10 protein-coding genes are annotated in these 12,988 nt (G+C 64.9%); 7 read left to right on the top strand and 3 right to left on the bottom strand.

Translation table 11 applies throughout. From position 1 onward, the window contains the following. Positions 1-3: 3 nt before the first annotated feature. From MESCI_RS03705 to MESCI_RS03680, 6 genes are all read left to right on the top strand, one after another. On the top strand, positions 4-1,491 hold the full coding sequence (locus MESCI_RS03705; RefSeq protein WP_013528609.1) for a pyridoxal phosphate-dependent decarboxylase family protein: 1,488 nt from the start codon (positions 4-6) through the stop codon (positions 1,489-1,491). Positions 1,492-1,540: 49 nt separating this feature from the next. Then, positions 1,541-1,897 carry a hypothetical protein gene (locus tag MESCI_RS03700; RefSeq protein WP_013528608.1) on the top strand — a complete coding sequence of 119 codons (357 nt, stop codon included), beginning with the start codon at positions 1,541-1,543 and terminating at the stop codon, positions 1,895-1,897. Positions 1,898-2,024: 127 nt separating this feature from the next. After that, complete coding sequence (locus MESCI_RS03695; RefSeq protein WP_013528607.1) at positions 2,025-2,396, top strand: hypothetical protein; 372 nt, start codon at positions 2,025-2,027, stop codon at positions 2,394-2,396. Between the two features lie 114 nt (positions 2,397-2,510). Continuing rightward, positions 2,511-3,137: a CDGSH iron-sulfur domain-containing protein gene (locus MESCI_RS03690; protein ID WP_013528606.1), complete on the top strand. Its 627-nt coding sequence runs from the start codon at positions 2,511-2,513 to the stop codon at positions 3,135-3,137. Positions 3,138-3,258: 121 nt separating this feature from the next. Continuing rightward, positions 3,259-5,301, top strand: a complete 2,043-nt coding sequence (locus MESCI_RS03685; RefSeq protein ID WP_013528605.1) for a hydantoinase/oxoprolinase family protein — start codon at positions 3,259-3,261, stop codon at positions 5,299-5,301. A gap of 98 nt (positions 5,302-5,399) precedes the next feature. Then, a complete protein-coding gene (locus MESCI_RS03680; protein WP_013528604.1) occupies positions 5,400-7,568 on the top strand; it encodes a malate synthase G in 2,169 nt (722 codons plus the stop codon). Positions 7,569-7,634: 66 nt separating this feature from the next. Here MESCI_RS03680 and MESCI_RS03675 read toward each other — a convergent pair whose 3' ends face one another. The 3 genes from MESCI_RS03675 to gshB all read right to left on the bottom strand — a co-directional run bounded on the left by MESCI_RS03675 (position 7,635) and on the right by gshB (position 11,096). Beyond that, positions 7,635-8,174, bottom strand: coding sequence for a J domain-containing protein (locus MESCI_RS03675; protein ID WP_013528603.1), 540 nt, complete (start codon positions 8,172-8,174; stop codon positions 7,635-7,637). 273 nt (positions 8,175-8,447) lie between these two features. Next, entirely contained in the window at positions 8,448-9,980 is a 1,533-nt protein-coding gene (locus tag MESCI_RS03670) for a YifB family Mg chelatase-like AAA ATPase (RefSeq protein WP_013528602.1), read from the bottom strand. A 174-nt stretch (positions 9,981-10,154) separates the two neighbouring features. Further along, positions 10,155-11,096 (bottom strand): glutathione synthase, encoded by a 942-nt coding sequence (gene gshB / locus MESCI_RS03665; protein WP_013528601.1) that lies wholly within the window; start codon positions 11,094-11,096, stop codon positions 10,155-10,157. 300 nt (positions 11,097-11,396) lie between these two features. Between gshB and MESCI_RS03660 the strand changes: the two genes are divergently transcribed. Continuing rightward, positions 11,397-12,746, top strand: coding sequence for a putative bifunctional diguanylate cyclase/phosphodiesterase (locus MESCI_RS03660; protein ID WP_013528600.1), 1,350 nt, complete (start codon positions 11,397-11,399; stop codon positions 12,744-12,746). Positions 12,747-12,988 lie beyond the last annotated feature (242 nt).

Below are 12,988 nucleotides of genomic sequence, written 5' to 3'. Positions count from 1 at the left end.
GGTATGGACGCCGTGCAAGAAAACCTCGGCCTTTTGGCCGAGGAAACGCTCGACCCCCTGGATTGGGCCGATGTGCAGGCCCTGTCGCACCGGGTCATCGACGATGCGGTCGATTACCTCCGCGATGTGCGCGACCGCCCGGTCTGGCGGGAGATGCCGGCCGATGTGAGAGGGGCCTTCTCGGCGCCGCTGCCGCGCTCGCCGGCGCCGCTGGATGCGGTCTATTCTGAGGTGTCCCGCACGGTGATGTCCTATCCAATGGGCAACATCCATCCGCGCTTCTGGTCCTGGTATATGGGGTCGAGCAATTTCACCGGTGCGCTCGGCGATTTCCTGGCGGCAATCCAGGGCTCGAACCTCGGCGGCGGCAACCACGCCGCCGGGCTGATGGACAGCCAGGTGGTGAACTGGTGCAAGGAGATGCTGGGCTTTCCCGCTTCTGCCGGCGGCACGCTGGTCAGCGGCGGCTCGATGGCCAACATCATCGGGCTGACCGTGGCGCGCAACGTCAAGGCCGGCATCGACGTGCGCGAGCATGGTGTCGCCGCCATCGAAAAGCCGCTGCGCTTCTACGGCTCGGAGCAGATCCACTCGTGCCACCGCAAGGCGATGGAGGCACTTGGCCTCGGCAACCGGGCACTGCGCCGCATCCCGACCGATGCCGGGCTGCGCATCGATATCGCCGCCTTGCGTGCCGCGATCACAGAGGACCGCGCGGCAGGGTTCAAGCCGGCCTGCGTCATCGGTACGGCGGGCACCGTCAACACCGGGGCGATCGACGATTTGCAGGCGCTTGCGAAGCTGTCACATGAGGAAGGCCTCTGGTTCCATGTCGACGGCTGCATCGGCGCGCTGATCGCCATTGCGCCTGAGAATGCCCATCGCGTCGCCGGCATCGAACGGGCGGATTCGGTCGCGCTCGATCCCCACAAATGGCTGCACGCGCCGTTCGAAGTCGGCTGCGCCCTGGTCAGGGATGCCGCCGCGCATCGCGGGACCTTCGCGGTGACGCCGGAATATCTGGAATCGACGCCGCGCGGCCTCGCTTCCGGCGAATGGCTGCACGACTACGGCCTTCAGACGTCGCGCGGTTTTCGCGCGCTGAAGGTGTGGATGGCGCTGAAGGAGCACGGTGTCGAGAAATTCGGCCGCCTGATCGACCAGAACATTGCCCAGGCCGTCTATCTTGCCGGCTTGATCGAGGCCGCGCCTGGGCTGCAGCTGGCGGCATCGCCGACCGTCAACATCGTCTGCTTCCGCTATCAGCCCGGTCTGACAGGCGAGGCTCTGAAGGCGCTCAACACGGAGATCATGCTGCGGCTGCAGGAACAGGGCATTGCGGCCCTTTCGGACACCACGGTGCATGGCGAGCACTGGTTGCGCGTGGCGATCACCAATCATCGCACACGGCGCGAGGATCTCGACCTGCTGGTGCGTGAAACGGTGCGGCTGGGGCATGAGATCGCGACGCAGGGTTCCGCACCTTCCTAGTTGCGGGCAGGCATGCGATTCTGCCGCGGTGATTCGGGAGATCCAGGCCGTGACGCTGTTTCGTATGGTTGCACTGGCGGCGCTGGTCTTCACCGCCTCGGCGCAGGCCGCCGACATGGCCTTCTTCGTCAAGAACCTGCGCAAGGAAGCAGTCGCGGTCGAGCTGTTCAGCCGCGACCGCGAGACGGTCTGGCCGGGCAACGACAAGGTGTTCCTGATCGCCCCTCGGTCGCAGAAATCTGTGCCGTTCTCCTGCAATCAGGGCGAACATATCTGCTATGGCGCCTGGGCCGACGGCAATGACAGCCTCTCGGCCGGCGTCGGGCCGGACAATGACCAGCCTTGCGACACCTGCTGCTTCATCTGCGTGGAACACTCGACAGAGACGATCGATCTGGTGCCGTAGAGCGCGCAAGTTTTCGTTGGACCCAAATTAAGTCAGGGATCGGCTCGTCCGGTCCACTTCCGCGATTCAGCGCTGCGTGCGATGGTCGCCACGCGGCCGGGTGGGCCGCTTATTCAGGGGGTCACTCATGTTTCATGTCTATGCGCGCCGCGTGCTGGCCGCGCTGTCTCTCCTCATGCTGCTCGTGCCGGCGGCGCGTGCCGACGATGTCACCTTTGCCATCAAGAACGGCCACCCCAACGCCATGCGCGTCGAACTCTACAGCCAGGACCGCGACTATGTCTGGCCGGGCGATGACAAGGACTTCTACCTCGACGACGGCGAGACCAAGCAGCTGCCGATATCCTGCAACGCCGGGGAATCGATCTGTTACGGCGCCTGGGTCGATGGTGACGAGGGCACCTATTGGGGCGTCGGCCCCGGCAACAAGGAAAAATGCGAGGATTGCTGCTACACCTGCAGCGGCGGCGAGACCGAGGAGATCGAACTGGTCCCCTGACCGGTTTGCCAGCTTGACGGTCTTCGGGCTGGAGCCATAGCCTGTGCAAATACGCAGCGCGCGCCGCCTCGAACTGTTCAGACGCGACGTGCTTCAGGCAAAAGGAGCTCAGCTATGGCCGGCATGGTCGAAAGCGACAAGATCGACGTCGGGTTTTCCGGCAAGCGCTGCATCCATTCGCGCAACTGCGTGCTCGGCGATCCGCACGTCTTCGTGCCCAACGCGCCGGGTCAATGGATCCATCCCGAGGCGGCCAGCGTCGAGAAGATCGTCGCCATCGCCGAAAGCTGCCCGTCGGGCGCCATCACCTATGTCAGGAAGGATGGCGGGCCGCAGGAGCAAGCACCAGTGGTCAACACGGTGCGGCTGCGGGAAAACGGCCCGCTGGCAGTACACGCCGAGATCGTTCTCGACGGCGAGACTTCTTATCGTGCCACGCTCTGCCGCTGCGGCGCTTCGGAAAACAAGCCGTTCTGCGACGGCAGCCACAACAAATCCGGTTTTGCCGCCACCGGCGAGCCGCAGCTGAAGGACACGCCGGCGCTCGAAGCGAGAAATGGTCCGCTGAAAGTGACGCCGACCACCAATGGCCCGCTCAAGCTTGAGGGCAATCTCGAGATCGTCACCGGAACCGGCCATACGGTCGACCGTACACAACGCGCCTTCCTCTGCCGCTGCGGCCATTCCGCCAACAAGCCGTTCTGCGATGGCACGCACAAGAAAGTGGGGTTTGTCGGGTAGGTTGGCGCTTCGGCCAACGCTGCCAATCTCCGCCTTGGCCCAGCGCTCGCAGCTTTATCGACCGGCCCGCATCGGCTAAAGGCAGGGGCAGACAGACTCCCCAGCCGGACCGCCGCCAAAAATGACACCTAAGACCAAGCCAAAACCGTTGTTCCTCGGGATCGACACCGGCGGCACCTATACCGATGCCGTGTTGTGGTCTGAAACGGAAGGCCCGCAAGAAGGGCCGAACAAGGGCAAGGTGCTGGCCAAGGCCAAGGCGCTGACCACCAGGCATGATCTTGCCGTCGGCATTTCCGGCGCCGTCGACGCGGTGCTGCAGAAAGCCGGAACCGATCCGGCTGATATCAAGCTGGTGTCGATGTCGACGACGCTTGCCACCAACGCGCTCGTCGAGGGCCAGGGCGGCCGCGTCGCGCTGGTGATGATCGGCTTTTCCGAGGGCGATCTCGCCCGCGACGGGCTGAAGGCCGCGCTCGGCACCGATCCGGTGGTTTTTTGTCCGGGCGGCCACGACGTGCATGGCAATGCCGCCAAGCTCGATCTGTCCGGACTGGAAGCGGCGCTGCCGGAACTCGGCGCCTCGGTGTCCGGCTTTGCCGTCTGCGCCTACTTCGCCACCCGCAATCCGGCGCATGAGATCGCCGCCCGCGAGTTGATCCGCGACAAGTCCGGCCTGCCGGTCACATCGAGCCACGAGCTGTCGGCCAAGCTCGGCGGCCCGCGCCGGGCGCTGACCACTTTGCTCAACGCCAGGCTGATCTCGATGATCGACCGGCTGGTGGCAGCGACCGAAGGCTTCCTCGAGGCGCGCAACATCGCAGCACCGCTGATGGTGGTGCGCGGCGATGGCGCGCTGGTTTCAGCCGCTTTTGCCCGCCAGCGACCGATCGAGACCATCCTGTCCGGCCCGGCCGCCAGCCTGGTCGGCGCCCGCCACATGACCGGGCTCGACAATGCTGTGGTGTCCGACATCGGCGGCACCACCACCGACGTCGCCGTGCTCGACGGCGGCCGTCCCAGGCTAGATCCGGAAGGCGCCACCGTCGGCGGCTTCCGCACCATGGTCGAGGCCGTCGCCATGCGCACCTTCGGCCTCGGCGGCGATTCCGAAGTGGCGCTGGAGGATGGCGCGCTCAACCCGAAGATCCTGCTCGGGCCGCGCCGCCTGGTGCCGCTGGCGCTGGCCGGCATGGCGCATGGCGTAGCGGTGATTTCAGAGCTGGAGCGCCATCTGCGGGCACCCAATCCCGGCCGCATGGACGGCCGCTTCGCGGTGCGCACCGGCGTGCCGGACCGGCTCGCCGCCGGCCTGACCGGCGCCGAAGCCAGGCTCTACGAGGCCATCGGTGCCGTGCCGCTCGCCGTCGACAGGCTTTTGACCTCGAATGCGCAGAACGCGACGCTGAACCGGCTGGTGTCGCGCGGGCTGGTGCATGTCGCCGGCTTCACCCCGTCGGACGCCGCCCACGTGCTGGGCAAGCAGGCGAACTGGGACCCCATCGCGGCGCGCCTCGGCGCCGAACTGTTCGCCCGCAAGCGTGACGGCCGTGGCCAGAACATTGCCGCTTCGCCGGAAGCGATCTCGGAACGGGTGCTGGTGACGCTGACGCGCTGGTCGGCCGAATATATCCTCGAGACCGCCTTTGCCGAGGATGGGCTCGACGGCGCCGCGACGGTGGCGCACGCCCTGGTGCAGCGCGCAGTCGACGCGCATCCCGGCATCGCCCGCCTGAGCGTTGCGCTCGACCGCCCGGTCATCGGCCTCGGCGCCTCGGCGCCGCTGCACTATGCCGGCTTGGCCGAGCTGATCGGCAATGACTGCGTGGTGCCCAGGGATACCGATGTCGCCAACGCGCTCGGCGCCGTCGTCGGCCAGGTCAGGGTTTCGGCCGAGGCGCGGGTCAGCCAGCCCATAGAAGGGCTGTTTCGTCTCGCCTCGGGCGAGACCGTACGCGATTTCCTCGACGAGGCAGCGGCGATCGCGGCGGCCGAGGCCGATGTCCGCGCCATCGTCGCGGAGCGCGCCAGGGATGCCGGCACCGACAGCGCCGAGATCGACGTCGCCACCGAATTCCGGGTCTCGACCGTCGAGGCCCAGCGCATGTTCATCGAGGCGCATGTCGTGGCCGTGGCCTCGGGAAGGCCGCGCATTGCGGTTTGAGCGACGCGGCGAAATACGCCACCTTCACCCTAAGCTGAATTGACCCGGCAAACCTGACATGCCAAAGGCCCGCAAAGCCTTTCATCTGGAGTAGCCTGATGACCGACCGCATCGAGATCGCCGGATTGCGGATTGCCCGCGAGCTGCATGAGTTCGTGGCCAGGGAAGCGCTGCCGGGCACGGGGATCGAAGCGGACGCCTTCTGGAACGGTTTTTCGGCCATCGTCCATGATCTGGCGCCGAAGAACCGGGAGCTGCTGGCAAAGCGTGACGCCATCCAGGAACAGATAGACGGCTGGTATCGCGATCACGGCGCGCCGGTCGACATGGAGGCCTACAAGGGCTTCCTGAAAGGGATCGGCTACCTCGTTCCCGAAGGCCCGGCCTTCAGCGTGTCGACCGACAATGTCGACCCGGAAATTGCTGATGTTGCCGGACCGCAGCTGGTCGTGCCGGTGATGAATGCGCGCTATGCGCTCAACGCTGCCAATGCGCGCTGGGGTTCGCTCTACGATGCGCTCTACGGCACCGATGCCATCCCCGAAACGGATGGCGCCGAAAAGGGCAAAGCCTTCAATCCGGCACGCGGCGCCAAGGTCGTCGCCTGGACGAAGACCTTTCTCGACGAGGCTGCCCCGCTCACGTCCGGCAAATGGGCCGGCGTCAATGGCCTGTCGCTGGCGCAAGGTGCCTTGCGGCTGAGCGCCGGCGCCGGCTCGACGACGCTGGCCGACCCCAGGCAATTCGTCGGCTATCGCGGCGATGCCGCCAATCCCGATGCCGTGCTGCTTGTGCGCAACGGCCTGCACATCGAGATCGTGATCGACCGCAACAACCAGATCGGCCGCACCGATCCGGCGGGCATCGCCGATGTGATCCTGGAATCGGCGCTGACCACCATCCAGGACTGCGAGGATTCGGTCGCGGCGGTGGATGCGCCAGACAAGGTCGTCGTCTACCGCAACTGGCTCGGCCTGATGAAGGGTGACCTGGCGGAAGAGATCACCAAGGGCGGCAAGAGTTTTGTCCGCAAGCTCAATCCCGACCGCGCCTACACCGCGCCCGCCGGTGGCACGCTGACCGTGCCCGGCCGCTCGCTGATGCTGGTCAGGAATGTCGGCCACCTGATGACCAGCCCGGCGATCCTCGACCGCGACGGCAATGAGGTTCCGGAAGGCATCATGGATGCGGCGATGACGGCGCTGATCGCGCTGCACGATGTCGGGCCGAACGGCCGCCGCGCCAATTCCCGAGCCGGCTCGATGTATGTCGTGAAACCCAAGATGCATGGGCCCGACGAAGTCGCTTTCGCCGTCGAGATGTTCGACCGCGTCGAAGCGCTGCTCGGCATGGCGAAAAATACCATCAAGATGGGCATCATGGACGAGGAGCGGCGCACCACCGTCAACCTCAAGGAGGCAATCCGCGCCGCAAAGGAGCGCGTCGTGTTCATCAACACCGGCTTTCTCGACCGCACCGGCGACGAGATCCACACCTCGATGGAAGCCGGCCCGATGATCCGCAAGGGCGACATGAAGCAGGCCGCCTGGATTTCCGCCTACGAGGCGTGGAATGTCGACATCGGGCTGGAATGCGGCTTGGCCGGCCACGCCCAGATCGGCAAGGGCATGTGGGCGATGCCGGATCTGATGGCTGCGATGCTGGTCGAGAAGATCGCCCACCCCAAGGCCGGCGCCAACACTGCCTGGGTGCCGTCGCCGACGGCGGCGACGCTGCATGCCACGCACTATCACAAGGTCGATGTTCACGCCGTGCAGGCGGCGCTGAAGAACCGGCCCAAGGCCAGGCTCGACGACATCCTGTCGGTGCCCGTCGCGGTGCGGCCGAACTGGTCGCCGGATGATATCCAGAAGGAACTCGACAACAACGCGCAGGGCATTCTTGGCTATGTCGTGCGCTGGATCGACCAGGGCGTCGGCTGCTCGAAAGTGCCTGACATCAACGATGTCGGCCTGATGGAAGACCGCGCCACGCTGCGGATTTCCTCACAGCACATCGCCAACTGGCTGCACCACGGCGTGTGCAGCGAGGACCAGGTGATGGCGACGATGAAGCGCATGGCTGACATCGTCGACCGCCAGAACGAGGGCGACCCGCTCTACGAGCCGATGGCGGCCGACTTTGACAAGTCGATAGCCTTCCTCGCCGCCTGCGACCTGGTATTCAAGGGCCGCGCCCAGCCCAACGGCTACACCGAGCCGGTGTTGCACGCGCGGCGGCTGGAACTGAAGGCGCAGCAGGGCTGAAGAGGCCAGTCCCTGCCGTGAATGGGCCGGCAGGTCTTCGGCCTGACTTCCTCCGGAGGTGAGGCGTCAGGAAGCTGTATGGTCCAGGAGCCGGATGGTGGGATCGCGACGGTGTTCGGAGTTGACCCTATCGACGCCTTCCACCGTAATCGCGATCGTCCCGTTTTCCACTCTTGCTATCCAGCCCTTCGCTTTCAGATACCAGAGATGAAACTCGAGATGCTCTCGCGGACAGTCTGACAGGCGTTCGAGCTCCACATCCCCGATCCCGGGATTGCTGACGTCGTGCCGGCGCTTCGCGTAAAGCAGCGACAGCAGCCTGGCCTGGATCACGACATCCCGCTCGATGCCTTTGCTGTTGCTGGCTTCCTCGGTCAATTCGCGGCGAAGGCCGGCATGGTCCCTATACGCGATGTCGTATTGAGCGCGTTTGACCGGATCCTTGAGCGTGTTGTGGGCTTCCACGATTTCACTGAAGCGGGCTTCATCGCCGGTTTCGCGATTGTCGGGATGATAGCGCATCGCAAAATAGCGAAATATGCGCTCCAGCGTTTCCGAGTTGGCGTTCGGGCTGACTTCCAAAACTTCGTAGTAGTCAACGAACATAGCGGGCTCCCCGACCGCAATCATATTCACATTATCTAAATAAGGAATTCCCAATGCGGAGACCAAGACTTTGGTCCGATGCGATGACGTCCACGCCCCCGAAGACGGAGAAACGGCCGGCGCCCGGTCGGTGGGGGCCGTTGGGTGGTGAGGACGTCGACCAAGCGGACAATCAGGTCCGCCGCAGTGCGGAGATGGCCGATTCGTCGGATGACGGTTATGGCGTGATCGCGGAAGGCAATTTGGCGAGGTGGGCTTGTCGGGCGGCGAGACCTACGCCGCCTGTGCTACCCGCTCCGAACTCATGCGGTAGGAAATCGCTTCGGCCAGATGGATGCGGCCGACGGTTTCGCTGGCGTCGAGATCGGCGAGTGTCCGCGCCACCTTCAGCACCCGGTGATAGGCTCGCGCCGAAAAGGCGAGCTTTTCGCTGGCGTCCTTGAGCAGCGACAGGCCGGCGGCGTCCGGCATGGCGATCTCCTCGATGACCGAGGGCGCGCAATGCGCGTTGGTGGTGGCGCGGGTGGCGCCGAGCCGCTCGAAGCGCTCGCGCTGGATGGTGCGGGCGCGTGCCACACGCATCGCCACATCGGCACTTTTCTCCGCCCGGTCGGGCCGGATCAGGTCGCTGGCCGAGACCGCCGGCACTTCGATCCTGAGATCGATGCGGTCGAGCAGCGGGCCCGAAATGCGCGCCTGGTAGTCGGTGCGGCAGCGCTCGCCGCGCAGGCAGCGATAGCCCGGCTCGCCGGCCATGCCGCAACGGCACGGGTTCATCGCCGCCACCAGCTGGATACGCGCTGGATAGGTGACGCGATGGTTGGCCCGCGCGATCATGCAGTCGCCGGTCTCTAACGGCTGGCGCAGCGCATCGAGCGTCTGCGGCGTGAACTCGGGAAACTCGTCGAGGAACAGCACGCCGTGATGGGCCAGCGACACCTCGCCCGGCCGCGCGCGAATGCCGCCGCCGACCATCGCCGCCATCGAGGCCGAGTGGTGCGGAGCGCGGAACGGCCGCCGGTCGGTCAATTTGCCTTCGCCGAGCTCTCCCGCCACCGACGCGATCATCGAGACTTCGAGCAATTCCTTCGGCGCCAGCGGCGGCAGGATCGACGGCAGCCGCTGCGCCAGCATCGATTTGCCCGAGCCCGGCGGCCCGATCATGAGAAGATTATGCCCGCCGGCGGCCGCCACTTCCAGCGCCCGCTTGGCGGTCTCCTGGCCCTTGATGTCGGCGAGGTCGGGCAAATCCGGCGCGGCGGCGTGGATGCCGGCCTCGGGGCGCGACAGCACCTGCGTGCCGCGAAAATGATTGGCGATGGCAATCAGGCTGCGCGGTGCCAGAATGTCGAAATCCTTTCCAGCCCAGGCCGCCTCAGGTCCGCAGGCGAACGGGCAGATCAGGCCTTTGCCCTCGGCATTGGCGGCGATCGCCGCCGGCAAGGCGCCGGCGACCGCGGCAATCGTGCCGTCGAGCGACAATTCTCCAAGTACGACATAGCCGGCCAGCATGTCGCCCGGAATGGCGCCAAGGGCAGCCATCAGGCCAAGCGCGATCGGCAGGTCGTAGTGACTGCCTTCCTTCGGCAGGTCGGCCGGCGCCAGATTGACCGTGACCTTCTTCGACGGCATCGACAGGCCTGAAGCATGCAGTGCGGCCTGCACCCGCTCGCGGCTTTCGGCCACCGCCTTGTCGCCCAGGCCGACGATGTGCATGTTGACCTTGCCGGGCGCGATCATCACCTGCACATCGACCGGCACGGCCTCGATGCCTTGGAAAGCGACCGTGCGAACCCGCGCCACCATTTCTTTGCCCCCAGGCCACAACCCACGCGATGGCCAAGAAATGGCCCCACGGGCAGACAATCACAAATCCTCGGTCAAATCAAGAACATTACGGGAACATGTGAGCGCGTGGGTTGCAGCCGAATTGAGCGCGGTTGCAAAAACGGAACATGGTTAAGACAAAATGAAAACGGCTTACCCGCGCTTGTCCTCGACCGCGTCCCAGAACAGGCTGGCGATGTCGGCGCCGCCGAAGCGTTTGACCTCGCGCACGCCGGTCGGCGAGGTGACATTGATCTCGGTCATGTAGTCACCGATGACGTCGATGCCGACCAGGATGAAGCCACGCTCCTTCAGCGACGGCCCGATGCGGGCGCAGATCTCGCGTTCGCGCGCCGTCAGCTCGGTCTTTTCGGCGCGGCCGCCGACATGCATATTGGAGCGGGAATCATGTTCGGCGGGCACCCGGTTGATGGCGCCGACCGGCTCGCCGTCGATCAGGATGATGCGCTTGTCGCCCTTGCGCACGTCCTTGAGATAGCGCTGCACGATATAGGGTTCGCGAAACATCTGGCCGAACATTTCCAGCAGCGAGGCCAGGTTGCGGTCGCCCTCCAGCAGATGGAAGATGCCGGCGCCGCCATTGCCGTAGAGCGGCTTGACGATGATGTCGCCGAACTCCTTGCGGAAGGCGGCAACTTCGAGTGGATCCTTGGTGATCAGCGTGTCCGGCATCAGGTCGGCAAATTCGGTGACGAAGATCTTTTCCGGGCTGTTGCGCACCCAGGCCGGGTCGTTGACCACGAGCGTCTTCGGGTGGATGCGCTCCAGGATGTGCGTGGTGGTGATGTAGTTCATGTCGAAGGGCGGATCCTGGCGCAGCAGGACGACGTCCATCTCCGACAGATCGGTGCGCACCTTCTCGCCCAGCGAATAGTGGCTGCCTTTCTCGTCGCGCACCTGCATCTCCTCAATGCGGGCAAACACCTTGCCGTCGCGCAACGACAGCCGATCCGGCGTGTAGTGGAACAGCTCATGGCCACGCCGCTGCGCTTCCAGCGACAGCGCGAACGAGGTGTCGCCGGCGATCGACACGGTGGAGATGTGGTCCATCTGGACGGCGATTTTCAGCTTCATGGCGGGTCTCCGGCGGCTCTGATGGGCGACTGTCCTGCCTGTACAGGCTCACTGCCCGTCTGCCAATCGCGACCTTTTGAAGATTGGCATCAGCAAGTCGCAAGCTCGGCCCTGCCGGTCATTCCGTGACAGGAGCCAGGCTGCGCGTCCTCGTTGTTCCTTGAGCCCGAATGCACACCTCACATCGATCCTTCGAAACAGGTCGCGGTTGCCCATGGAAAATCGATTTCGCGATACGTTTCCTAAAGGGTTTGCTGCCAGTCTGAAAATAAATTCCGAAGTCACAAAACAGGGACACCGATGCAAACTTCGTTTGGCACCGGTCAGGCAAACAGGGAGAGCACGGATCTGGCATTCACCGATCCGTTGACCGGGCTTGGCAACCATCGCCGCTTCTTCGACAAGGTCGATCGGCTGATCGCCGACCGAGCCGACGATCCCGCGCCCTTTACCGTCGGGATTCTCGACCTCGACGGCTTCAAGCCGATCAACGATCTGTTCGGCCACAAGGCCGGCGACGACATCCTGATCCAGGTCGCGATGCGGCTGCGCGCCTCTATGGACGGCTATTCCACGGTCTGCCGCATCGGCGCCGACGAATTCGCTTTTCTCTATCCGATGGTATTCAGCGAGGACGCTGCGGCCGAAAAGTCGCGCATGCTGATCGAGATCCTGTCGGCGCCCTACGATGTCGGCGAACGCACCGCCAGGCTTTCGGCCTCGGTCGGCTGCTCGTTGTTCTATTCGGGCGACGAGACCACGGAAATCCTCATCAACAAGGCAGAGACGGCACTCTACCACGCCAAGCGTTCCGGCCGTGGCCGCGTCGTCGTCTACACCCGTGAGATGGAAGAAGCGGCCAAGCGCGTCACCCGCATCGAACAGGCGCTGCGCCGGGCTGTCTCGGCCGGCGAGGTGGAGCCGCATTTCCAACCCATCGTCGATCTCGCCACGCGCCGCACCATCGGCTTCGAGACGCTGGCGCGCTGGACCGACCGCGACCTGGGTTCCGTGCCGCCGACCGTCTTCATTCCCATCGCCGAGGAGCGCGGCATCATCGGCCCGTTGTCGCAGCTGGTGCTGCGCAAGGCGACGGAGGCCGCCAGAAGCTGGCCGAAGGACCTGTTCCTGTCGTTCAACCTGTCACCCTCGCAGCTCGTCGACCAGAACACCGGCCTGCACATACTGGCGATCCTCGACCGCACCGGCTTCGATCCGCGCCGGCTGGAGATCGAGATCACCGAGACCGGCCTGATGAACGACCCGGCCTCGGCCGCTCAGATCGTCGAGGATCTGCGCCGCGTCGGCATCCGCGTCTCGCTCGACGATTTCGGCACCGGCCAATCCTCGCTCGGCCGCTTGCGCGAATTCCATTTCGACAAGCTCAAGATCGACCGCGCCTTCGTCTCCTCCATTCTCGACGACAGGCCGTCGGAACACATCATCCGCGCCATTCTGGCCATGTGCGAAGGGCTCGGCATGGACGTCGTCGCCGAAGGAATCGAGCAGGAAGCGCAGGCCGATCGCCTGGTCCAGTTTGGCTGCGCCGGCGGACAGGGCTATCTGTTCGGCAAGCCGGTCGATGCCGACGCCACGCTCGGCTATCTCCGCGATTCCTTCCGCGGCGCCCTGCGCGCCAAGGCGATCTGACCGGCGATCCTCCGCAATCCCCAACCCCGACGGTGCTGCCGTGCGCATCCGGTGCGGCGCATTGTCGTTTTGTCTGACATAAGCCCTGAAATTCGGCGGTTCGCCCTTGCCCGCGCGCCTTGCGTGGCTAGGATGCGCGCCGATCACGCTACGGCGCCGTGCGTCTTTCAAGACGCGCAAAGGACGCTGTAGCATTTAACATTTGCGCATGATCCCTTTCCGAAAATCGACCCGATTTTCGG

This window comes from Mesorhizobium ciceri biovar biserrulae WSM1271, assembly GCF_000185905.1.
In the GTDB taxonomy this organism is placed as follows: Bacteria; Pseudomonadota; Alphaproteobacteria; order Rhizobiales; family Rhizobiaceae; genus Mesorhizobium; species Mesorhizobium ciceri.
The sequence above is the reverse complement of the archived record's forward strand: the minus strand, read 5'-3'. Positions and strand labels throughout refer to the sequence as shown.

Bases quoted from the DNA above. Each gene is read 5' to 3' on its own strand.
- gshB (WP_013528601.1), bottom strand. From the start codon at position 11,096: ATGAAGCTGAAAATCGCCGTCCAGATGGACCACATCTCCACCGTGTCG.
- MESCI_RS03660 (WP_013528600.1), top strand. From the start codon at position 11,397: ATGCAAACTTCGTTTGGCACCGGTCAGGCAAACAGGGAGAGCACGGAT.
- MESCI_RS03680 (WP_013528604.1), top strand. From the start codon at position 5,400: ATGACCGACCGCATCGAGATCGCCGGATTGCGGATTGCCCGCGAGCTG.
- MESCI_RS03705 (WP_013528609.1), top strand. From the start codon at position 4: ATGGACGCCGTGCAAGAAAACCTCGGCCTTTTGGCCGAGGAAACGCTC.
- MESCI_RS03670 (WP_013528602.1), bottom strand. From the start codon at position 9,980: ATGGTGGCGCGGGTTCGCACGGTCGCTTTCCAAGGCATCGAGGCCGTG.
- MESCI_RS03695 (WP_013528607.1), top strand. From the start codon at position 2,025: ATGTTTCATGTCTATGCGCGCCGCGTGCTGGCCGCGCTGTCTCTCCTC.
- MESCI_RS03690 (WP_013528606.1), top strand. From the start codon at position 2,511: ATGGCCGGCATGGTCGAAAGCGACAAGATCGACGTCGGGTTTTCCGGC.
- MESCI_RS03685 (WP_013528605.1), top strand. From the start codon at position 3,259: ATGACACCTAAGACCAAGCCAAAACCGTTGTTCCTCGGGATCGACACC.
- MESCI_RS03675 (WP_013528603.1), bottom strand. From the start codon at position 8,174: ATGTTCGTTGACTACTACGAAGTTTTGGAAGTCAGCCCGAACGCCAAC.